Source organism: Faecalicatena contorta (genome assembly GCF_001404335.1).
Taxonomy (GTDB): domain Bacteria; phylum Bacillota; class Clostridia; order Lachnospirales; family Lachnospiraceae; genus Faecalicatena; species Faecalicatena contortus_B.
In genome coordinates this window covers 1-22479 of sequence record NZ_CYZU01000071.1, presented here as the reverse complement: position 1 = coordinate 22479, position 22479 = coordinate 1, and the positions used below count along the sequence as shown (strand labels likewise).

Genomic DNA, 22479 nt, shown 5'->3' with positions numbered 1-22479 from the left:
ACTAAATAGCAATTTGAACGCGGCTAATTTTAATCTGATTAACTCGACCTATTATCCTGTGACTAATGTCATTGTAAGCGGGAGGACTATGCAACTGCATTGTGCCGGGCTCCTGGATAAAGATGTGCCAGCCGATGCAGAATTAGTAATTGGCACGTTACCGGAAACATATCGGCCCCCGTATAAAATCATAAAATATGGACTTTGTTCTGCATCCACGAATCGACTATTGAGATTATCAATTGATGTAGACGGCAAAGTAACCTACGCGCTCACAGCAGATACCGCAAAAGGAGTAGGCGTAAATATTAATGAGACTTTCGTGGCCCGATCAAAATAATTATTTGAGCAGGCACTCTCCAGTGATTACAATTGCATCATTTATAGAGGGGAGATTTCCACTGCCGCCGATAAGTTTGACAACTCCGTTTTGGCAGATACAAGTGGCGAGTTTACTTTCTTTCGTAACGTCAAAGAAGTTCAAAGCAACCATGTTGGCACGTATTGCCGGTAGATTACGTATAATCTCATCGTAACTATTCACTGTCGTGTTAACTTTAGCTGTGAGGTTGAAGACAAGCCTTCCGTTCTGCGTGTAGACGTTTCCTGAGCTGTATGTGCACCGTGCCAACTCATAGTCCACAACATTAATCTGCAAATTGCTATTTAGTGAATCAATAGAAGTACCGTACCCGTTCCATTTTGTCCGTTCAGCGTCCGTAATTGTACGGTTATTTGCGTCTTTAACAGTGTCTGCTAATTTGCCACTTGTGGCAACAGTGGCCAGGCTTAATTTCGTTTTGATCCGATTGAATAGATTTAGAAATGTTATTTTCTTCGTTGCAGCCGTATCCTCAATTAAAAGTATATCTGCATCGCCTGGGCTTGTTGATGCAGTTAAATCCTGCAGTTTTTTTGTTGCCATATTATTCCTCCTTGCATATCAATTCATTTCCGGATTTGTCCAGAAGATTTTCTCCCGCCTTTGTGGCTATCCTAAACTGTTCCGGTACTATTGTTACGCTGATTACGATTTTCTCCCCTACAGTAACAGTCTGAGGGGTAATCTTAACCGCGCTTATCACAATGTTCGGTGCCGCCATCAGGAAACCACCACCCTTAATTTATCAACCCATATTTCGTCTGCCACCTCATAGATATATCTGAGGGTATAGGATTCAGACTTGAGAGGATTAATGTACGCATCTAGATCATGCTCCTCAATCATGCAATCTCCAGAATCTTCGATGATTCCTGACTCATCAAGTAGTTCCCACTTTGCGGTGCGGATCAGAAATGGGAGGTCTTCTCCTGATGTAATTTTGACAGTCATGCGTACGTGTCTTTTTTCTCCAAAGTCAAAGCTGATTCTCTCCAATGATCTACACCTCCTTGTAAAATTTTCAACTCTGCTAATACGGCTTCTAGGCCCAATTTATCTAGTTTGGCAATCAGTTCCTGGCTGTCCAATATCCCTGCATATTCAATCGGTATCAGATAAGCCTGCAGAGTATGTTCACTCACGATATACAGCATGGTGGCCATATATGAGACATTACCGGCCGTATCGTATGCCCACAGCTCTACCGGATACTCTCCATATACATTTGGAGGGGTAACCGCTTCCCAGCAGTCCCCCTCCTTACGCACGAAGATCAGTTCGAAATCATTTGCTTTTCCAATAACTCTATCGACCATAGGCGCACCGCCTTAGTCAGTAACAGTTACAGTAATTACAAATGTCTTTCCGGCATCCACCGGATTCGGGACCATTGTCACAGCACTAATCACAGGAGCCACTGTATCTAGTTTCACAGTCCTTGTAACTGTAGTACTCTTTCCGGCCCCGTCCGTGGCTACGATTGTAATGGTATTGGTTCCAGCCGTAAGAGTCAGTTCCTTGCTGAATTTACCATCAGATGCAACTGTAACAGCTTCTGCGGTTCCGGAATTAAGTTTGATAGTAAGGGTAACTGGGCTACTCGTTACATCATTGGTTGTTCCTGCCACTGTTACTTTTGCTTGATTCGTTTCCAGACCATTAGCCGGGGATGTGACAGATAATACCGGAGGTACAGTGTCAATCTTAAATGTGCTGCTCTTCTGTGCCGCCGCATTCCCATCGTAATCTGATGCGTCCACTTTAATTGTATGACTGCCGTCAGAAAGTGCGGTTGTAGGCGTATAAGTGCACTTATAACCATTGGTAATGGCTTCTTTGGTGATGCTGCTTCCGGTGATTGCAGTCCCAGAATCTATTGTGAGTTTTATTGTATCCGGATTGACTCCCGAATCGTTGTCGGTTACAGTCCAGATAATTGCCGGTTTATTATTTATAATCAATGCATTTGCAGAAGGTGCTGTGATCGTGATCACCGGCGCAACCTTCTCTTTGACTATAAGTCGTAGGCTACTGCCCAAGGTAGCGTCTGAGGCATCCTTGGTCACTGCATTGCCTGCATTATCAGTTGCCCTTAAAGATACGCCGTAGTAATGCCCCGACTGTTTGTATGACGACGTCGAAGGGGCTGTAACAGTGGCCTCCCATTTACCGGTGCTGCTGTTTAATGTTAGATTGTAACTTTGGCCATTTATGGTGGCCTGAACTGCTTTTACACTCATATTTCATTCTCCTTTTTAGATACATTTTGCGATTAATTGCTCTCCGGCCTTCGTCTGCAGGCTTGCCCCTTCCTTGGTAATGATTTCAAACTCATCCCAAATCAGAAATTTACATTCGAAATTTGCCATCATCGTCACATCCGTACCGGAAAGCTGTATGGAATATCCGGTAATCCGTTTCCCATTCCATGCGTCGTCCCCCGAATCATCCTCCGACAGCCGGCTCCAGACATAGTGCTCCGGGCCGAAAGTCTCTGTTACCTCTTTGTTACTCGCATATAGTCTGGCATGTATCGTTGCCGTCTCACCGTCACCCGTATGACCGCCCTCTACATAGGTCTGCAAGATATATCCACCACCCGAAGCAGATATGCTGTCAATCTCCTCCTGCATGCTATCAAACTTTGCCGATATCGTCTGGCTAGTTCCATCAATAACAACTTTACTACCTAATATCTGAACATTGCTGCCGTTGATATTTTGCGTCAGAGTCTGAACATCAACTTTGTTACCATTGATATTTGCATCATCAGCCACCATGCTGTCCTTAATTATCGGTGCCTTAATGCCTGCGGCAGACACGCCGTTAAGGGCATCAAACATCGTATTTCCCGCAGCATCCACGATATAGTAATTAAATGCTCCATCGGACCCAAGTCCCGCCTGCATCCTTATCCTTCCATCCTTGTCCATCCACTGCTGAGTAGACCCGAATATCTTCATGCCGCCAGCTTCATCTGACCAAATTTGAAATTTGTTAGTATAGATGGTGCCCGCCAGCAGATCATTCACTGTCACGGACTGCATTACCGCGCTTTTTATCAGTGCGCTCTCGATGACCGCGTTCTGGGAGGTTAGATGTATATTTGTCAGATCACCAACTCCGGCATTCCCCGATAGCAAGTTTTCAATGTTTCCAAGATTGATATTTGCAGTATTTATCTTTGCATTTATTGCAACTAAATCTTCAGTCTTTAGCTTTGTAATAATAGCATTTGTGGCTTCCAAGTCCGTTATCTTTGCATAGGTGATGTTGGCCACATTGACATCCAACTTATTAACGATTGCATGATCTACCAAGGCAAGTTGTACAGCATAACGCTCTATTGCCTGCGTAACAGGGCCCTTAAATCCTTGTTGCTCTTCCGTTTCAGATTCCCCGGGGGCTTCCACACTGGTGGTCATCCCGCCATCAAAATCTTGTGTCATGCTCATGGCCGGAACAGAATAGATGTGGCCATCCCGATCCGACACCTTAATGATGTCCCACGGATCTATCCGAGGATCTCCCAGAAACCGAAGGCTTCCAGGCATGTAGCTGAACCCTTTCAGAGCCGCCGCCACACTGTTTAAGATACTCTGGGTCATTAACGGGTTGGATATTGTAAGTTCTCGGTTTCCACTGCCAGCGGTTATAGAGATGCTTTCTCCGTTTTCATCTTTGCCTGTATAGCACACGATCTTTTGGAATGTATACGGAAAGTCATTATGTTTAAAAGTGTCCCAGTATCTTGTGGGGGCAATACTTATGTTGGATACTGCATATTTTTTTATTTCAATTTGTCCTTGGCGGTTACATATAGCAAACCCTGCATACATCTGCGATATGTAAGATAGAACTTCTCTGCAGGTGTAACCATCCGGGCGTTTTATTGTTATTGCTGATAGCCCTGTAGTTACTATGGGGATGCTAAGAAACGTAGACATTTCTTTTAGTACGGCCACAGTTGTTGTGGATGCAGGCAGGGAAGAAAAATACGCCCTTTCCGTTTTCATCATGCGGTCAAATGCCGTGAACTTTACCATATCCTCATCGGCTTCTGGTTTATTTGCCGTAAAAAAACCCATTGGAATGTATTCTTCTACCGTATCTGAGATATTTGCTCCTATACGCCATTCAAGTTCTTTATTTTCAATGAGGATCGTCTGTTTCGCCATTTCCACTTCGATATACTGGCTGATACAACTTCCAATAATAAAAGAGGATCCACTATTGGATCCCCCTCTTAGAATAATGCTTTTAATGTCTGTCTCGATTTCATTCTGGCCAATAATTAGTTTTGACTTAAACGTCCGGGAATCTTTCTGTATCAATTCCGCAAACGCCGCAGATGGTTGATACATTCTCCCACCTCCCGGCCTAATCTACTGTCATGAAATCCAGCAGTTTAAGGTCTTTTACTGTGAGTGCATCGAACTGTTCTAAGTCGCACTTCTCCAGTTCCGATAGCGAAACGGTGTGAATTGCAACCTCGTTTTCAATTCCCAGCAGCTCATCCATATCAGCCCCAAAACCTGCCATATCCTGGATATCATAAGTATTTCCCACGACGATATATCTTCCATCCTCGCCTTTTTTAGCATACTTATCAATAATTTTTGTGCGCTCCTCTTCGTACGCTTTTGCAACGGATTCTAACAGTGCTATATTCCTTGCAATTGCATATCCGACTTTAGTAGGTAGCATTTTTGATTGGATATCTGCAACCCCGTTCAAAAAAGTCACTACCTGGCTGTTTTTGATTTTCATTACTGCGATACCTCCGTCTGCATTGTATCCTCGATCTCATATACCATAGCGTCAAATGCAGCCATATCCTGCCGGCACTCAGTTTTGTTTGACTCATATAATGCCTTGTCCTGGATGCTGCTTGAATGGCTGGTTGTCCCTCCGCCGGTAGATATACTTGCCTGCATATAGACCACTGGCTTGTCGTTAATCATGCTGTTTCCCGTCAGGGAAATGCTTTTTGTTGTTTTTAACATCTTGCTCCTCCTATTTTTCTATCAGATCGACTGTGACCCCATGATATGTTTTCACACCGGAAACGTAACTGTACACAGGGTATACAGGTGATCCAGCGTAAAACACTTTCGTTACTCGCGCCCCTCCTACGTCGGTGAAGGTCACGTTAAAGAAAGAAGGAGACACAGCCGCGTCTATTTTGGCTGCATCTCCTTTATTTAATGGGGGCCATTCGCAATGTAGGGTGTATTTTATCTTGACGATGTCGCCTATCATGTCACCCGAAGACGACCTCCCCGTGTTCTTCGACCATATCTTCTCTTTTTTGATTTCAAGACCGTCTTTTTTTAGGATTGGCATTGTAACACCGCCAATAACCAAGTTGTCCACACTGTCACCCCCCTATAACCTAATCGGGCATACGCCTGTAGATATTGTCCTATTGTTAATATCTTCGATGAATACATCTGTTACTTGTTTAGTTCCGAGGTACACATTTATATTTACCTCCTGCCCATCCCCTGCTTTAAACTGCGAAAAGGCAGATACAACGGCGTCATATACACCCTTTTTAATACCCTCAACGATCTGTCCGTTATTTGCTACAGCATTCCTGTTTCCCATTCGCCCGACCATTTCAGGGCCATTTTCGCGCGCAACGAACATTTCTCCCGCATCCGGGAACCCGCCAGCGGCATACCAGCTTAACCGGAAATTAGGGATGCTAAAACTTGTCTTTCCCAGGGTAACCTTACTCCAATCCATACCTATATGCGGCATCGGGATGTGAACAGATGAAAAACCATTTGCGAATGATTGAATTGCATTCCGCCCTATGGTCCCTAAATCCCCCAGGCCGCTCTTGATCAGATCGGGAATATTGGATATTGTCGAGAGCAGGGTCTTCTTGTTGTCATTAAACCCGCCTGTAAGGCCGGATGCAATATCCCCGCCTTTCGGTCTTACTTTTCCCAGTAAGTCGCCTATAGCAAAGAATGTTTCATCCTTAAGGCGCTGCACCTTCGAGAAAAATGTACCAATTTTAGATTCATAACCGCTTTTCAGGCCGTCAATGGCTGACCGGCCCTTCTCTAACAGCCAAGATCCTGCGTTTCCAGCTTGCGCTTTAATGTCGCCCGGTAATCCTTTGAAAAACGCCTGTACATCTGGATACTTATTTTCAATACCGCTTATAAGTCCCTCGATGGTACCTACACCTTTATCAATTAACCATTCCTTACAGTCTGCAAATTTCTCACGTATCGGATCATAAAATCCGACTGCATCCAATGCTTTTTTAATGCCCGCATTCATGGAATTTGGTATGTCGGGCAAAGAGAAGAAGCCTTTAATAGAATCCACAATCCCGAATATGTCCTTATTCTTTATGGATTCCCGCATGTCCTTAAATACATCGAATATGTTAAACCCGATGAATCCAATGCCTGCTGCTCCTGCAAGGGCCATTGGTACAGCCTTCAGAGCGGTTGCTATGCTCCCGCCAAATGCTTCTGCAAGCCCCGAAGATAACGCCGGGCTTTTGAACACGAGGCCCAGGGCTCCAAACAGTGCCTTGCCTATAACAAGGGCCGTTACCCCAAGTTTCACTTTCCAGTCCAGCTTATTCCAGATCTCAACTATTTTCCCAAATAATTCGCCCCAGTCAACTTCTTTTAAAAATGTCCCCAGCATTTCGCATAGGCCGTTAACGACATTGTTAATTCCTTCTGCGATCTCGTCCGGATCCAGCTCCTTAAACATATTGTTGAGTCCTGTCGCTATTTCCTTGCCTACTTCGTCCCATTCTATTGTTCCAGCCAATTTCCGGAATAAAGAGAATATGCCGGTTATCAGCTTGCCGATTGTGGTGCCGAGCATGGGCAGGTCGATTTTCTCGATAGCGCCATTAATGCATTCCCCGAGTGTCTTCCCAAGTTTCGCCCACGGGAATGTGGTTACAGCAGTGTATCCGATCAGAATGAAGGAATGTATATAATTTCCCAATGTATTACCGACCAGTTTAGGATCCGCTGTGTCCAGGATATTCCGAATTGATGTGGTTATGCCCTCGACAATCCCTTTCAATGTCCCGTGTATCAGATCCCAGTTAAGCCCATTGCATGCCCCATTTATCAGCTTCCCAATAGCTTTCCCCAGGGAATCCCAATGGAAATTTTTCACGAAGGTGTTCACAAATTCAAACGCTGTATTTAACCCCTGGGCAATTGTATCGCCAACAAGCTCCCAATTCATTCTTTCCAGAAATCCGTTCAGGAAAGTCGCGATACTCTTTGCGATCCTGTTCAGCGTGGCACGAATCCTGCCCCAGGGGATGTTCTCCAGGGCGTGGTTTAGTTTGTCGGCTACTATTTGGCCGATTTCCGTAAAATCTGCATTCCTCCAGGCATCCTTCAGCTTATCTGCAAATTCCTTGATCTTATTGCCAATAGGCGCTTCTTCAAACATATCGGAGGGATCAAGTACACCCGGGGTTCCCCCGCTTGGCGCACTGTATGTATCATCGTCTAATTTGTTTATCTGGTCAAAACCAAGCAATGTCCTCTGCAGTTCTTTATTGGCTTCATTGGCTTCATTCGCGCTGTTTGCGTTTTGGTTTAGGCTTGCTGCATAATCTTGGTTTACCTTTTTCGCGGAGGTAAAATAAGATTTTCCAGTCAACGAGGAGAACAACATGCCTATCGCAGATACCGCCTGCGTAACCTTCTGGATCAGCGTATTAAGCAGTGGCGCCACCACCTCAAGAATAGGTGCAAAAGCTGTGGCAAACGCATTTTTAAGCTGTGTCAGGGATGACATCAGCATTGACAAGCTTGCATTCGTCTGGTCACTGTATTGTGCCAAATTTTTAAAACCATTAACCAATGCTCCCCTTAATCTATTTGTCAACACAAACAGACTTCGGATTCCTAAGGAATACTTCAATACCTTAAATAATCCACCGCCAAATGCATTTCCATTTTTATTCACCGCTCCTGTAAATCTTTTTATGATGGGAATACCTGTTGCAAATTTTTGTATGAGAGCTCCAAATGCTCCCGAAGCCTTTTTTATCCCGGTGGTAATCGATGAGAAGACGTTTTTTAAGCCGGAGAAAATTTTCTTAAACTTACCGCCCACCCCGGAAGCATTCCGCATCCCTGACGTGTTGAATCCTCTCGCAGTGTAAGCGCTCCCTTCTGACTCCATCTTTGCTTGCTCGGTGTTATATCCCTTTAACTTTTCCTTGGCCTCATCTATTTGGGACTGTAGCTTTTTCCAAGCTGCTGAATGTTCTGACACCACACCATTTTCTTCTATGTCATTCAAGTCAGCTTTATAGGCCCCAAGTGTGTTCCTTGCTTCTTCGATGTCATACATAAGGGTTTTATAGGTCCGGCTTCTTGTATTTCCTCCCGTGGATCTAAATTTTTCTTCCTTTGCAAGAAGAGAATTCAGCCTTTTCTCAGCATCGGATACGCATTTAGCTATCTCTTTGTATTCTGCCGTTAAAACCCTGCCTTTTCCGCTGTCCATCAAATCAAGCTGCTCACGCTTCAATGATTTTATCTTAGCTTCTGTTTTTTCGATCTCCGCCTGAAGGTTTTCATACTCGTCTGTTTTAACAACATTAGGATTTGACATCGCCATTTTTTCCCGCAGGGCTTGTATTGCCCGCAAGGGTGCAGAAAAAGCATCCCTCATTTTTTGCATTGTTGATTGGATCTCGACTTGAGACTTATCAAGCCCATACCCCATCTTGCCTGTAGATTGCTTTACTTTTTCCATTTCGGCTTCAATCTGGTCGGTGGCCTGTTTGGTTTCTTTTCGTGCTTTCTCAAGCTCTTTGGAATAATTTTTCTTTTCCATTTCGAGAATAACTCGAAGTTTTTCTATGTCCATTCCGTCACCTCCTCCTACGATTAAATTCTGCGGCATAGGCTCTTCTTGATTCGCCCATACTGAGGGCTTTTTCTGCTTGCTCCTGCTGTTCGTATAAAAGCCTTTCTTCTTCAAATAATTCTGGGTAACGATCCCATGGTTTAGTAAACTGTATTTTTTGTTCGCAAAATCTTGCGATAAGTCTCTCATCAAGTAGATCAACTACAGCATGCTGCCACAGCACCCGTTCTCTTATCCGCCTTTTCGCTTTTCGGTTATAACTCTCGATATAATCCTCGATTTCCTGAACTGACAGATCCCAAAACTCATTTATTTTGATACCACAGTCTAAAGCATTCGGGTAAAGCTCATATATGTATTTCGACAAAGTCGGCCTTACAGCAGAGGTTCTTCCTGCAACTTCTCCTCCATCGACTCCGCCTGATCCGGCGTAAAAAAACCAGAGACCGCCAACGTCGGCATTAAAACATTAGACACAAGATCTGTTTGGCTGCCGCCCTCTTCTACGTATCTTTCGTAGATATCCTGTACCTCCTTATATTTAATGCCATGGTGCCATGGCAACATCGCCGCCTGGATGATTGTCAGCATGATATTCAGCGGCGGGAAGCTCCCCATCGACACAATGTCAAGCAGATTTCTTTTATATTTCTCTTCCAGTTTGCAGATAATGCTTGCCCGCAACTTCAATTTATATTCGTTGTCGCCGACATTCCAAATGTGGAAAGCCTTTCTTCTTTTCTTTTCCTCTCCAAAATCAACGACCTTTTCTTCACTTTCAGAATCATCTGTTATCAGTTCCTGTTTTAATTCATCATCTATTCCCTGCATTACCTATTCCTCCTTAAAATAAATTGACCCAGCTATTATGCCGGGTCTGTTACTACAAGGTCACTCTGTATCATCATCGTAGCGTCGCAGTCAATTACACCATTTACACCGCCGCCTGTCCTTTTTACAGATACCTGGGCGTCAAACGTAGTGACAGTACCATCAGGCAGTGTTTCCTGGAAACTGTACGTTTCCCCGCTGTCCTGCAGTCCGCGAAGAATACGGTATGTAGACTTTGCGCTTTTATTGTCAAATCGGAATTTGTATATCATGTCTCCCAAATCTCCGATTCCGTTTTCATATATCTTATTTTTGTCAGTTAGACACGTATCGTCTACCTTCTCAGGATCCACACCCATATCCGGGATTTCTTTAAGTCCTGGCAGATCCGTATACGTGCTCGCCTCTTTTGTTGCTTTGTATCCTAATTTTGCACCATTTGCTAACATTCTTTTTCTCCTTTCCTAATTCGGCCAGTATACAAGGTCTGTATACATGTCAATAATTCCTTCATATCTCATCACCTTATGCTTCAGCCCTGACGGGTCGGGGGCATCCTGGCACAGCGTCCTTACCAGCCCCAGTGCTGACAGTGCCCTGTCAACTTCCAGCGCCGCATCCGATGTAGATCGATTATGCCATATGTCAACCCGGTAACGTACATAAGATTTATCCTCTTTCTCTGTATGTTCGTGTACCCGGTTATCCTCCTCGGTATATTGCAACGTCGGAAAGTTCGCCCATTCTTTTGGATACTGATCCGACACATACTCAAATACATTCCGTAACGCCTCGTACACCTGGTCTTTTACGTTTTTCATAATTGTTTCTTTACCTCCTTGGCAATAATCCGAACAATTTCATCTTCATTATCCTTGAGAGCGGGATAAAGATACGGCTGTGCCGCTTGGCCAGAACATTGATAAAATCGCCCCTGCGGAGTGTCAATATGAAAGAAATGATAATGTTCAGCCGTTGCCCGGTCTATTTCGTTTTCTCCGAGGCCTTCATGAATCCACCACGGGGACTGAGTATATGCCACTGTAACCTCTGGCGATATTCCCGCATGTTTTGCTTGGCCTTTTGGCCCGGTTCCTAATTCGACATACACCCCATGCTTCGCTGCAGGCCCGCATATCCCCCTTATAACATTTTCATCTTCTTCTGTATGGCTGTATATGCTCTGGCGTAGTTCGCCGTCATGAGAGGGGCAATTGCTTTTTGCGGATTCCTGAACCAACGATATGCCTCTGCCTACTCCCTTCCGTAGGCTGATATCTGACAGATCTTTCAATTTATTTTCTAATTCCATCTTCCCGAGAATCATAATCGCTCTGCCTCCAGCCTTAATGGTTGATACGGTTTAATGGAGATAATCTTATAATCAGGATCATTGTTTTCGGTAACATACAGGCATAACCCATCTGATTCGGTTATGTCCAGACCGCCCGGGTATACATAATGTACTTTGCCATTGCTATCGGTAACAGTTTCATATGTTCCTGCAATTTTTATATTGCGGATATATGACAGTTTGTCGCCATACATCGCTGCCTGAACCTTTCCGGAAGCAGGCCACACCTCTCCTTGAAAAGACGTGGCATTGCCGTACTCCTCATACGTGCTTCCTTCTTTGTCCTTTTTGACAGTTCTGATTTTATGGAAATACGTCCTAACTCTGCTGCGTTTTAGCCTCATGTGTCTTACCCCCTATCCGTACAAGCCGGTATCTATTTAGGATGTCGTAGATATGTTTCGGGGCATTGTCAAAACTGTATGTTTCGCCGGCCTCGCTGCGCCCAGACTCACCCTCGGTGCCAATCCTGTTCAGCGCGATCACCGCCAGATCCCTGGCTGTCTTTTTCAGCGCAGGGATCATAATGGTGCGGTTGGTATACGCCAGCACATACTCGGTAGCTTCATCAAGCAGTACTGAGAGCAGCTCGTAATTAGTCTCACCTGTCATTAATTCGAGAATTTCAATATCTCTCAATTAGACCACATCCTTAACCGTTTGTAATTAACCGTGCCATTGGGATTGCTTTCGGGTCAAATTTAATGTCCCAGTTTGCTTTTGCAAAGAGCTGCGCATCCGTCGGGGACTGTGTCCACCCAGAAGACGGCACCTTGAAACTAAATCCGTTTGGATGGAGTGTCTCTCTCATCCTTGTGATAAGCTCATCCTGCCCGCCGTTTTTCTTTGCATCCCGGTTGATTTCAGCCGGTACATCAACCCGGCCTTTTGCGGTACGGATAACCCCGGTGCCAAACAGGTAGGTCGTGTACTTTTTGAGATCCTTATTTGCTCCCTCTCCTCCGACAGTTTCACACGGCACACCATCGTCGATGAGCGCTGTATAGCCATTTACACTGGCAATATTCATTGGACGCTGAATTCCATTGGAATCTGTGTATTTCCAGTATTCCAGGAGCTGCTTGTTTTCCAGCGTCTTTGCAACGTTGGAATGCATAATCGCAAGCCCAAACTGATCCTTATGATCCCCGCACGCCAGTGTGGCAAGGTCATTAAGGTCTGTCTCCGCAATCACCCTCGCGCTGGCCGTGTCAGAACCAAGGTCTAAGCTATGGGTATCAGCCCATGTTTTTGCGTTACCGCTTGCCCCGGTAAGGCTGAATACTGCATTTGTGATCCCGATCAGACGCATCTGACGGCGTTTCTGCCAGTATCTCGCGATAGTAGATACAATGTGCCCCATCGGATCAGCGCCGGAAAGCTCTGCGGTGAAGTTTCTCGCGAAGAAGCCTTTCGCACGGCCGTAAACAACGCCGGTCTGAAAGCCTCCTCCAACCTCAGATACTGTGATATCTGTCTGCCCGTCATAGTTCTGATCCTCTCCATCCAGAGTATCGTAAAACGGGATCGTGTAAATATTTCCGCTTGTCCGGATCATCCCTGCTATTGTCGGGTCCTCAACCACTGCTCCGGAATCGATCATTGCAGTTAGATACGGATCCGGTGCCTCGTTCCACATCTGTAAAAATAATTCCTCGTCAAACGGAATTCCAAAAATTGTTCCTGGCATATCTTAATATCTCCTCTCTTATTTTCCAGATAACTGCTTAAACAGCTCTGGGTTTTCTGTTTTTAATTTAAGCCTCTCTGCGTACCCCATTTTGGAGTACTCTTCTTTTGTTACTGTACTTTCAGGCGCTCTTCCTGGCGGTGTGCCGCCTTTTAATCTGTCCTGTACAGCCGCCTCTACCGCCTCCTGGAAGGCTTTTTCAACGGCGTCGATGGATTTGTTGCAGGAGTCCGCATCTGTGTAACTCAGCACTTCTGCAAGCCCTACAGGGAGCTTCTTTTCTGCCAGCGTAATCTTAGCCTCCGCCATCAGTTCCCGCTTGGTAATGGCAGCTTCTTTGTCGGCTAATTCCTTCTCCTTTTTCCGCTGATTATACTTGTCCCGCTCTCCCTGAGTCATCTTCGCTAGTTTCTCGGCCTCAGACAGCTTATCATCCGTAAGAGCATTCCACTTCTGCTGTGCGTTTGTAAGTGCTGTATCAATAGCTTTCTGTACCCTGCGGTCAAACTCTGCCTGGTGGCCGCCTTTTAGCAGCTCGTCAAAAGTTGGTGGTTCTGTCCCGCCGTTACCGCCGGAATCGTCGCCACCGGTGCCGCCCGATCCCCCTTCGCCTCCGGATCCACCGCCATTGCCGACATCGGCCCCAGCGTCATTTCCTGGCTCCGCGAAAAACTGAATGTTCATTGGTATCCTGCAGCACGCAAGTTTAAAATATTTATTCCTCATTTTTAATCATCCTTTCTGCCCCAGCCCATTCTTACGCCCAGGCCATTGCAATTGATTTTTTTTAGTTTAATGTCATTGCGGACACAAAAATAAGACGCTTCACCCCGCGTCTCAAAGGGAGATATTGGATCACCTTACCCTTTCTTCCCCTCTTCTCTCTTTCCGGATTCTGTGACGTATTCGGCCATTTCCTCACGTACAAGATGATCCGCCCGGTTGTCGCTTACTTCCAAAATCGTACCGGGATCCTGTATGGCCTTTAATTCTACGTCGTTATACCGTTTGATTACTTTTACTTTTTTCATTTTGATCACCTCCTTTTTTGCATAAAAATACCACCTGCCAGAAATGACGGGTGGTATTAATTCTTGTATTCAATTTTTTCAATTTCATGCTCAAATATTTCAGTTGATTGATTTAATGTTTTGCCTGTCTTAGCCTGCACCGGGTCCTGAAGAGTAATACTCGCTTCTTCCGGATCGTTGTCGTACTCGCAGGAAAACTCTCTGCAGTAACCTTCCAGGATTTCTCCATCGGTTAGAGTCACTTTAACATTTTTATTTTCTGCATGATACATTTCCAGTTCTTTTCCTTCCAACATTTTACCCCTCCTTTCTCGGGACTATGTGCACGCCATTTTTGGCGTAGTGAATCGAAAACCGTGAGGTTGGATACTCTTTTCCAGTCTGTTGATCCACGACAACACCAATTTTCTTATCGGCTGATATAAATTCTTTGTTGGTCCATTTTCCGGCTCTGTCTCTTTTTAATTCTCCCGTACCAGCATATTTATTCACAAGCTGCTGTGCTTCTTCGGCAGAAATTTTAAGATAACTGTGCCCTTTTACATAATTATTATGCCCTACGATATGTTTCCCCTGTTTACCCGGATCAATTGTCTTGTTGGTAGCATCCGACTGGATTTTCATTTTCAGTTTTGCATCCAGGTATTTTGTATGCAGCGAATTCCATTTGTCAGTATCATTATACTTCATATTTTGGAAATCATCCAGCGTTTTAGGGGTATCTTTACCGATAATATCACGGTACCGTTTATGCTGAGCTCTATCGGAAGATCGGTTCTTGATCTTCTTCTCTTCCAGCTCAACCTCTGGTTTGCCCCTGACATATTTATCATACCAATCCCAGTACGACATCGACCGAGGCACCTTGATCCTCTTGCCGGTGGCCGGATCAAGCGCAGATCTCTGCATCTTATCAATGAGAGCCCTGTCAATAACCGAGATCGTTGTGGATCTGCACCATGGATGCATGGGCGGGCAATTAAGACCTATCTGCTTTTCTTTTACAGGAAATATCTTTCCGTCCAGATTCCGGCATACGAGAGATGTCTTCAGATCCAGTGTAGCTAGATATTGATATTCTTCGACTTCGCATTCTTCATAAGCCTTAAAATTCATTTCTGTTGAGACATAGTTGCTTTCAGTCCTTACCAATCGGCGGGCGTTGCTGACTCCCTGCCCGAATTTATTGGCTATGATATTGGCTGCATCACGGTTCGTCCGGCCGGTAATCAGGTTGATAAGTAGCTCTTCTTTCAGATTTTGTGCCAGCGCCTGAGTGTTTTTCCAGATCCTGTCCGAGTAATTCTCTCCGGACCATCTGCTGTTGATCACACGATCAATCATTTTAGCTGAGACGTGGCCAAATGAGAAAGCAGCATCTGCGCGCTGCTGAATATTGAATATATTGCGGTAATAGGACTCATTCGCGAGGTCGGTATAGAAACTGGTGCTAAAGTTCTTTTCCTGTTGATACACATTCCTCATGATCAAATCAAGCTGATTCTGCATCTGCCGCAGCCGTTCCAATCGTGCTTGATACGCAGGAGCCTCCAGCTGCGAAAGCAGATCCTTTTTTGATTGATCCTTATCACCATTACGGAGTTTCTGCAGCAGTTCATCCAGGGATGTCTTATCCTGCAGAGTATTAATAAGCCGCCTGGCTTCTGCCTCTGACAATCCATGTTTTGTCTGATATCGTTCGAAAATCTCGTCTGCTTCCAGCGATAAGTGCCGGGATGCTTTCAGGTATACTTTCGCGATTTGATCAGCCGTATCTTCTGCCTTCTGGAAATAATTAAAGGCATCTTGAACCTGTCGCCGCTCCCAATAAGTATTACTCTTCATCGTCTATCTCTCCGCCTTCCGGAGGCTCGTTCGGCTGATTCCCGAAAAGTTCCTTCTGCTTTTTCAGATTATCCACTTCCTCTTTTTCTACAGCTTTCAGCTCCTCTTCTGGGTCTTCCACGAAGGGGATCTGTGATAATAAGGTCTTCCGGCTTACTTTTCCCCAGAGGTTGGCCACATACTGGCTGATCTCCAATAGGTTTTTAGGCATGGCGCGGGTAAACGTTGGGGCGATCCCGGAGATGTCAACACGGACTCCCGACCGCGTAGCCAAATAGTTGGTAAAGATCCGCAGCCTCTTACGTAACCCCTTTTTGTAATACCTGGTCTTGATCTTTGTGATATTTTCCATGCCCAGCAGCTTAAATTCCATCGCAACGCCGGAGACGTTGCCGCCAAAGCTCTCGTCCGTCAGGCAGGGGATGTGGGAGAACTTATGAATATCCTGCTCGATGGCTTTTTTCAAGATTTCTACGCCCGCTTCATCGAATGTTCGGGTTAGGTATTCTGCTTTCGCATCTGTCGGAAGTTCCAGCAATTTCTCTTCCTTAAGATGCTCCATTGCGGTCTGGCTGCCGCTTCCATCTTCTTCATATTCTTCATCTTCATCGGATAGTAGCGCCCCATACAGGGCAAGGATAGAGTCTATAAACTGCTCCTTATCCGTGATCCGGTCACTCATCAGCGCGTTGTACGCATCGATCAGCGGGATCTGCAGCTCATAATCCCCAATAGCCAGCTTGTTGTTTAGGTACTCAATGACAGGCACCTCGCCCTTAAAGTGCGGTTCTGGTCTCTCCATGAACCCCTGCGGCCCCTCCATGTCTTCGATGACCGCCATGTACTTATAATTCTGAGTCAAGATGGTAGCCACATAGACTGTTTTGTTCTCGTCTCTCGAATCCACTTGGGCATAATAATAGACAGCAAAGAGCTCATTCTGTTCTATGCTGTCATCATAAACAACAAATGTGTTTTCCGGGGGGAGATTCTTTATGATTAAATCGGTGCCGTCCTGCTTGGTATAAATATACTCGTAAGCCCGTCCATAGATACTCAGATCCAGCCCGTTATCCATGTCAGCTTCATCCGCTCCGGCCAGCTCCAGGGCATCCGTCAGGGGCCTGATATCGGCATTGCTTTTATAGCTCACAGGATTGCCTATAAAATAGGACGTAGCTGTGTCTGCTATATCTTTTGCGTGATTGCACACCAGCTTATTCTCCCGGCCCTCATCCGACAATATCTTGTGCTTGCCTTTGTAATAGGCTTTGAGCTGTGCTAAGTCTTTTACACATGCCCTATGCTTCAGAATCAGGTGCCTGACTGCCTGCTTATCTATGTTATTCTCGTCCCACTCAGGAGCGGGCATCGTAAACACACGCATCTCATATCACCTCACTGTGGTTTTCTCTCAAAATTTTCGCACTCACATTTAAGAGCACATTTAGCACCATACAAGTCTCCAAAAGCATTTTTTAATGGAATTCCATTCTCACATACAGCACAAAAATCCGTGTCAATATAGTCGGCATTTAATTTTTCTTCCAATTCCTTATTTGATCTAGTTAATGCGGTGTTGGCAGTTGTAAGACTATCTATTTCACGTTTTAACTTTTCAATTTCCTTTTTCTTTTTAAAAAACATTTTTATCCTCCTTAATGGAATCCGGCTTTCGCCTTGTTCTTAATTTTTGCCTTCCTTCTGATCATGCTGTCTTCCATGCCATAACGGACAGCATCGATCGTATGATTATTCTTGTCCGGATAGCTGCCTTTAAAGTTACCGTCCTTATCCATTTCCAGTTCATAGCTTGTAAACTCTCTCGCTGCATTCGGGCAGCGCTTCGGGTCAATTATTATCTCTTCCAGTTCATCGGACAGAAATTCCATGCCATAATCCACAGATCCAGGGCCTTTCTTGGCTCCAATAATTCGTAACCCCAGCTCATTTAATGCAGCTATAGCACGCGGCTCCTCGGAATCAGCAGTAATAATTTTGTTCAGCGGGTTGAATTTGCGTATCTCCCGCGCGGCTTTGGTATTTCCCAACTTGACGGCATATATCTCACCAAATAAAAAAAGGCGCTTCTGCTTGCTGTTATAATGCATTTTGATATACGCCAATGGATCAGCTCCATAGCCAAAGTCAAGCCCCTGCCTAATCCTATCAAATATTGCTATCTCATCATCTGTAATCGTCCGAACAGTGACATTCTCAAATACGGCTCCACCAGTTCCGGTTGCAATGCCAAGGTATTCATGCTCATAGGCTTTTGGCTTAGTTTCTCGCAGGTGTTCTGCCTCTATGAAGAACTGTTCTCCAAGCCATTCCCTGGGCACTGTCCTGTAATCCGTGTGGCTAACTGCAGTGTCGGGCCGTTCTTCCAGCACATCCTGGTTTACCCAGTTGTTCATGCTTTTAGGTGGGTTCCAGCTGTAGAAAACAAAATAATCCGAACCGCCTCTCATGAGTGATTGGAGTATTGTACGTTCTTCTTCCGGCCCTTCAAATTCTGACCGTTCTTCGAACCATATGTATTTGAAATAGCCATTTTTGAGTTTTACGGATTTGATCTTCTGAGGATCGTCCGCACCCCGAAATATGATTTTATTTCCATAGGGTATATATGTCAGACCCAGAGGAGAAAGCCTTACTTTCCATTTGTCTGCCACACCTAGGGCGTCTATTGCCCATCGTAGCTGCTCAAATACAGATTCTTCCAGGAATCGTCCTACGCGGCGCATAGCAATGGCATTCGCCGCCGGATCCTGCATCATGCCAAAGATAATCTCGATGCTGATGAAAGATGACTTTGTGGATCCGCGCCCACCGGACAGCTTATAATGCGTGTGATTATGCTCCGCTATATCCCGGTGGAGTCCATAAAATGACGGGGCAATTAAATCTGTAAGTCTAACTTGTGTTATCTGGCTTTGGGATGTCATCCACAATCACCACGCCTTCCACGCCGTTTACGTCAACTTTGTCCGTAAACATGGAATATCTTTTGCCAAGCAGCTCAGCGGCCTTGATCCTGTCACGCTCCGCAATTTGCTTTTCAATTATTTTTGCTTCGCTGTATCCCTCTCCTGCTCCCTCGACCACTACGACTTCCTCTTTTACTTCTCCGCGCATAACGGCTGTCAAATGTTCCATAACCTCCTGCGCATCTGCAACACGCTCAGACCGGAGATTTTCAAGCTCTTGATCAATATATACCGCAACCTTAACATTCTTTAACAATCTTGATCCTGCTGCGGCAGCTGTATCATCATTCTTTACGGATGGATATGCTACTCGGTAAGCCCTTGTAGCATTCAGATCAATCAAGTATTCATCCGCAAATATTTTTTGTTTTTCTGTTAATGCCATAACGGCTCACCTCTCCTTCTTTTCAGTTAGTTATAATGCTCCCGCTTCTTTGAATGCCTTAAAGAGTTTCGGTGATTGGATCGCAATCCAGTCTATCATTTCTTCGTGTTTAGCCCACGGCCCTTCCGGGGTACTTGAGCAATTAGATAACCCGGACTCATTAAGAAATGCGTGAATTATCTCATGCCTCAATACTTCCTTCCTGTATCTTTCCTGCTCCGATATATCCATATTTGGAAAATACTCAGGATCCGTCATATCAGCAATAACTATGTATTTTCCCATTTCAGCGCAATACCCAGAAAGATTCATTTTTTTTCATATGTTTATCTTCCGAAATTTTACACTTTTTTATTTTATAATCAGTACCAAGTATATTTACTTTCATTATTGGCTCCTTTCTGAGATAAGCGGCAGCCGGGTAGTGACCGCCGCCCACTGTTGCGGTTCTTGTACGACACATTGATGCCCAATGCTGAATACTAAGTTGAACAATGACTTTTTGAATTATTGTTATTAGTTACACCCATGAACAACCGCAACAAAAACATGGGTAATGGGAGGGCCCGGAATCGAACCGAGACACAGGGCGCTACCCTGCACATCTGCCATTGATGATATACTCCACACAAAAACGCCCCTCGCTAATGCGCAGGACGTTGTTCAAAACGATGAAGGAGGATCATCATGTAATTACCCACCAATTTCACTTTATACTATAGCAAACATAAAACGAAAAGTCCGAAAAAAGCGAAATTACTTTTTCATGAAATTGTTAAATTCCATTCTAACGCTATCCCCTGTACACTTCCGCCCCATCAATTTAGCAACTTCTTCCCAGTTTAGCCCGTGAAAGAATTTATATTCAATTATCCGTCGCATCCGGAATGGGATGGTAAGCATCCACTCCTCGACCATCAGTTTCAGTTCCTCTGCATCTTTCTTCTGCCTCTCTTTTATTTGTTCCTCAATTCTAAGCTGCCCATCATCTCTATATGTCAATGTAGTACCCTGTATAGTAAAATGCTTCTTTTCGTAAGGCCATTCTGGATTACTGCCCTCCACGTTTGTTTTAACGACAGTCTTCTGTTTACGTTTCAATTTTTTGATTTCCGCTTCGGTCTGCTCCAGAACCGCACAGGCATCTATGTAATCCTCAAGTATTTTTTTGTCCAACCGCGTCAACTCCTCTCTTGATGTCACACTTGCTGGCTACGTACCGTGCGGGATCAATATGCCCAGACCCGCCCTTAATCATATCAGCTACATCATCCGGCACTTGCTCAGACATTTTATGATCGCTATGCTGCATCCGGCTGAATATATAATCAGTCAGCTCCTTGTAGGTCATCCGGCCCACTCCTCTCTATCTGGGATCCCTGCGCTCTGATCAGACCGCGCGCCTTATCAGATAACCCGTTAACCTGATACGCAGGCCGCCTGAACCACCACCGTGCCATGCGCGATGACTCCTTTCGGGCCATTACCCCATAATGCCCCTGGAAACTTCGTGCTATTTCTTTTCGGTTTTTTCTTTTTCTCTTTTTCAATTTATCCCTCCTTATGCAGCCTGCCGTCTGATGCTGCGTAATGTATCAGACGTAGATTCCGCGTAATACTTGCTTGTCGTAGCGGGGCTGGTGTGCCCCAGCACCTCCTGGATGACTCCCAGGTCGTACCCCTTGTTTTTGAGGGTCATTCCGAGCGTTTTGCGGAACTTGTGCGGGTATACCTTACAGGACATACCCTGCCTCCGTGCAATGTCTTTCAGAACGGCTCTCACGCCGCAGGGCTTAAGCCTACTATACGGCGCCCGCTTGCCAACGATCAGCGCCTCGCAATCATCCTCTCGCTCATTAAGATACTCCCGCAGGTAGTACATGGCGGCCTCATCGATATACGCTGGGGTGTTAAGTCCGCCCTTCTCGCGCTGGATCCAAACATCGCCCGTTTTAAAATCCACGTCCTCAATATTGATGTTACAAAACTCACCCACCCGCAGGCCCGTACTGCGCAATACCTCGATCATGGCCCGGTCGCGCTTTGTCTGGCATCCTTCACGCAGTTTTTCCAATTCCTCCTGCGTATAATAATCAATTTGCCCTTTGTCTGTACGTTTCTTTCCGACCGACTCAACTGGATTGTCAAACAAGAGCTTCTCAATCCTCATCCAATTAAAAAATGCAGACAGATACCGCCGCTCATTGTTGACCGTACTGGGCTTATTGATCTTGCCTGTCTTGTCCTCGTTACGGCGCTCGTACCACCTGAGGTACTGCTTAATATCGATGTCGGTCATTTCGATCAGTGGCTTATCGATCTGAGTCAGCAGCTTCTTAATGGCGTTCAGATAATTATATTTGGTCTCTTCTTTAAGCTCTTCTTTTTTGATTAAAAACAGCTGTATAACATACTTATTTTGCTCATCTATACTATTGTTGACTTCTGCCGGCAGGGTCGTAATCTCCTCGACATTGACTCTTACGAGCTGCTCCTCGATCAGATTACTCAATATCTGCAATACTGCCTTATCCACGTACTCTGCCATACCTACCAATATCGCGTCTCTCATCTGTGATTTTATCATTTGTGTACTCATAATAATCCTCCTTGAAACCCAAGGACTATCATGGTATACTGTCCTTAGGTAAGTGAGCAGCAGACAGTCCGCCAAGACAATGAGTCCGCTGCTTATTTTTTTAGTTATCAAAAAACTCACTCACCCAATTAAATTTCTAATCCCGGTTCCCTACGCCGGAATGTCTTATGGTTAAACAATCTTATTGACCGTGTTAAGATTCATACCATCATTGGATAACCCTTTCCATGCTCTAATGCATTTTGCTATCCCATTAAAAAATACCCACATCGGCACCCAAGACCAAAATATTGCCATAGTTAAATCATCCATCTTTTTACTCCTTTCGAACTAAATTGCGGCTTAGTTACCAGCTTTGATGTTTTTCATGTATTGTTTCAAATCCATCATAATCACTAATTTCCCATTCGATATTATCCGGAATTTCAATAATTTCTATATTGCCACACATACCATTCGCAAATGATCCTAATTCTTCGATAGCCG

Annotated in this window: 31 protein-coding genes; 1 reads left to right on the top strand and 30 read right to left on the bottom strand. The window is 45.0% G+C overall.

Going from position 1 to position 22479, the window contains the following annotated elements; all coding sequences use genetic code 11:
- Positions 1–340 (top strand): hypothetical protein (locus ARB69_RS27505; RefSeq protein WP_207643125.1); only part of this gene is annotated, 340 nt, incomplete at its 5' end.
- Here ARB69_RS27505 and ARB69_RS22985 read toward each other — a convergent pair.
- The 30 genes from ARB69_RS22985 to ARB69_RS22845 form a co-directional block, all read right to left on the bottom strand.
- Positions 341–925 (bottom strand): hypothetical protein, encoded by a 585-nt coding sequence (locus ARB69_RS22985; protein WP_055155121.1) that lies wholly within the window; start codon positions 923–925, stop codon positions 341–343.
- Between the two features lies 1 nt (position 926).
- On the bottom strand, positions 927–1103 hold the full coding sequence (locus ARB69_RS26920; RefSeq protein ID WP_157355718.1) for a hypothetical protein: 177 nt from the start codon (positions 1101–1103) through the stop codon (positions 927–929).
- Positions 1103–1378: a hypothetical protein gene (locus ARB69_RS22980; protein WP_157355716.1), complete on the bottom strand. Its 276-nt coding sequence runs from the start codon at positions 1376–1378 to the stop codon at positions 1103–1105. The genes ARB69_RS26920 and ARB69_RS22980 overlap by 1 nt, the downstream gene beginning before the upstream one ends.
- Positions 1330–1698 (bottom strand): PF13754 domain-containing protein, encoded by a 369-nt coding sequence (locus ARB69_RS22975; protein WP_055155119.1) that lies wholly within the window; start codon positions 1696–1698, stop codon positions 1330–1332. The genes ARB69_RS22980 and ARB69_RS22975 overlap by 49 nt, the downstream gene beginning before the upstream one ends.
- Before the next feature lie 12 nt (positions 1699–1710).
- Complete coding sequence (locus ARB69_RS22970; RefSeq protein ID WP_055155118.1) at positions 1711–2622, bottom strand: Ig-like domain-containing protein; 912 nt, start codon at positions 2620–2622, stop codon at positions 1711–1713.
- 15 nt (positions 2623–2637) lie between these two features.
- On the bottom strand, positions 2638–4746 hold the full coding sequence (locus tag ARB69_RS22965; RefSeq protein ID WP_055155117.1) for a hypothetical protein: 2109 nt from the start codon (positions 4744–4746) through the stop codon (positions 2638–2640).
- Between the two features lie 16 nt (positions 4747–4762).
- The gene (locus ARB69_RS22960; protein ID WP_055155116.1) at positions 4763–5152 is read right to left on the bottom strand and encodes a hypothetical protein; all 390 of its coding nucleotides are present in this window, start codon (positions 5150–5152) and stop codon (positions 4763–4765) included.
- Complete coding sequence (locus tag ARB69_RS22955) at positions 5152–5388, bottom strand: hypothetical protein (protein WP_050638830.1); 237 nt, start codon at positions 5386–5388, stop codon at positions 5152–5154. Before ARB69_RS22955 ends, ARB69_RS22960 begins: the two co-directional genes overlap by 1 nt.
- A gap of 10 nt (positions 5389–5398) precedes the next feature.
- Positions 5399–5758: a hypothetical protein gene (locus ARB69_RS22950; protein WP_055155115.1), complete on the bottom strand. Its 360-nt coding sequence runs from the start codon at positions 5756–5758 to the stop codon at positions 5399–5401.
- 12 nt (positions 5759–5770) lie between these two features.
- Entirely contained in the window at positions 5771–9268 is a 3498-nt protein-coding gene (locus ARB69_RS22945) for a hypothetical protein (protein ID WP_055155114.1), read from the bottom strand.
- A 4-nt stretch (positions 9269–9272) separates the two neighbouring features.
- Positions 9273–9635, bottom strand: coding sequence for a hypothetical protein (locus ARB69_RS22940; protein WP_083487188.1), 363 nt, complete (start codon positions 9633–9635; stop codon positions 9273–9275).
- Positions 9636–9643: 8 nt separating this feature from the next.
- Positions 9644–10099, bottom strand: coding sequence for a DUF6096 family protein (locus ARB69_RS22935; RefSeq protein WP_055155113.1), 456 nt, complete (start codon positions 10097–10099; stop codon positions 9644–9646).
- A 35-nt stretch (positions 10100–10134) separates the two neighbouring features.
- Positions 10135–10548, bottom strand: coding sequence for a phage tail tube protein (locus ARB69_RS22930; protein WP_055155112.1), 414 nt, complete (start codon positions 10546–10548; stop codon positions 10135–10137).
- Between the two features lie 15 nt (positions 10549–10563).
- Positions 10564–10920, bottom strand: coding sequence for a hypothetical protein (locus ARB69_RS22925; protein WP_050638836.1), 357 nt, complete (start codon positions 10918–10920; stop codon positions 10564–10566).
- The gene (locus ARB69_RS22920; RefSeq protein WP_242857654.1) at positions 10917–11411 is read right to left on the bottom strand and encodes an HK97-gp10 family putative phage morphogenesis protein; all 495 of its coding nucleotides are present in this window, start codon (positions 11409–11411) and stop codon (positions 10917–10919) included. The genes ARB69_RS22925 and ARB69_RS22920 overlap by 4 nt, the downstream gene beginning before the upstream one ends.
- An 11-nt stretch (positions 11412–11422) precedes the next feature.
- Positions 11423–11797 carry a hypothetical protein gene (locus tag ARB69_RS22915; RefSeq protein ID WP_055155110.1) on the bottom strand — a complete coding sequence of 125 codons (375 nt, stop codon included), beginning with the start codon at positions 11795–11797 and terminating at the stop codon, positions 11423–11425.
- Positions 11772–12092, bottom strand: coding sequence for a phage head-tail connector protein (locus tag ARB69_RS22910; RefSeq protein ID WP_055155109.1), 321 nt, complete (start codon positions 12090–12092; stop codon positions 11772–11774). The genes ARB69_RS22915 and ARB69_RS22910 overlap by 26 nt, the downstream gene beginning before the upstream one ends.
- Positions 12093–12105: 13 nt before the next feature.
- Entirely contained in the window at positions 12106–13143 is a 1038-nt protein-coding gene (locus ARB69_RS22905; RefSeq protein ID WP_055155108.1) for a hypothetical protein, read from the bottom strand.
- Positions 13144–13161: 18 nt separating this feature from the next.
- Positions 13162–13869, bottom strand: coding sequence for a DUF4355 domain-containing protein (locus tag ARB69_RS22900; RefSeq protein ID WP_055155107.1), 708 nt, complete (start codon positions 13867–13869; stop codon positions 13162–13164).
- A gap of 134 nt (positions 13870–14003) precedes the next feature.
- The gene (locus tag ARB69_RS26915; protein WP_157355714.1) at positions 14004–14174 is read right to left on the bottom strand and encodes a hypothetical protein; all 171 of its coding nucleotides are present in this window, start codon (positions 14172–14174) and stop codon (positions 14004–14006) included.
- Positions 14175–14230: 56 nt separating this feature from the next.
- Entirely contained in the window at positions 14231–14470 is a 240-nt protein-coding gene (locus ARB69_RS22895) for a hypothetical protein (RefSeq protein WP_055155106.1), read from the bottom strand.
- Between the two features lies 1 nt (position 14471).
- Positions 14472–16019, bottom strand: coding sequence for a polymorphic toxin type 50 domain-containing protein (locus ARB69_RS22890; RefSeq protein ID WP_070102525.1), 1548 nt, complete (start codon positions 16017–16019; stop codon positions 14472–14474).
- Positions 16009–17406 carry a phage portal protein gene (locus ARB69_RS22885; RefSeq protein ID WP_055155105.1) on the bottom strand — a complete coding sequence of 466 codons (1398 nt, stop codon included), beginning with the start codon at positions 17404–17406 and terminating at the stop codon, positions 16009–16011. The genes ARB69_RS22890 and ARB69_RS22885 overlap by 11 nt, the downstream gene beginning before the upstream one ends.
- Positions 17407–17417: 11 nt before the next feature.
- On the bottom strand, positions 17418–17666 hold the full coding sequence (locus tag ARB69_RS22880; protein ID WP_055155104.1) for a hypothetical protein: 249 nt from the start codon (positions 17664–17666) through the stop codon (positions 17418–17420).
- 11 nt (positions 17667–17677) lie between these two features.
- Positions 17678–18967, bottom strand: coding sequence for a PBSX family phage terminase large subunit (locus ARB69_RS22875; protein WP_083487187.1), 1290 nt, complete (start codon positions 18965–18967; stop codon positions 17678–17680).
- Positions 18936–19394 (bottom strand): terminase small subunit, encoded by a 459-nt coding sequence (locus ARB69_RS22870; protein ID WP_055155103.1) that lies wholly within the window; start codon positions 19392–19394, stop codon positions 18936–18938. The genes ARB69_RS22875 and ARB69_RS22870 overlap by 32 nt, the downstream gene beginning before the upstream one ends.
- 30 nt (positions 19395–19424) lie before the next feature.
- Entirely contained in the window at positions 19425–19679 is a 255-nt protein-coding gene (locus tag ARB69_RS22865; protein ID WP_242857653.1) for a hypothetical protein, read from the bottom strand.
- Positions 19680–20150: 471 nt separating this feature from the next.
- Positions 20151–20570, bottom strand: a complete 420-nt coding sequence (locus ARB69_RS22860) for a hypothetical protein (protein ID WP_055155102.1) — start codon at positions 20568–20570, stop codon at positions 20151–20153.
- The gene (locus tag ARB69_RS22855; protein ID WP_055155101.1) at positions 20551–20745 is read right to left on the bottom strand and encodes a hypothetical protein; all 195 of its coding nucleotides are present in this window, start codon (positions 20743–20745) and stop codon (positions 20551–20553) included. Before ARB69_RS22855 ends, ARB69_RS22860 begins: the two co-directional genes overlap by 20 nt.
- Positions 20746–20955: 210 nt before the next feature.
- Positions 20956–21993: a tyrosine-type recombinase/integrase gene (locus ARB69_RS22845; protein WP_055155099.1), complete on the bottom strand. Its 1038-nt coding sequence runs from the start codon at positions 21991–21993 to the stop codon at positions 20956–20958.
- Positions 21994–22479 lie beyond the last annotated feature (486 nt).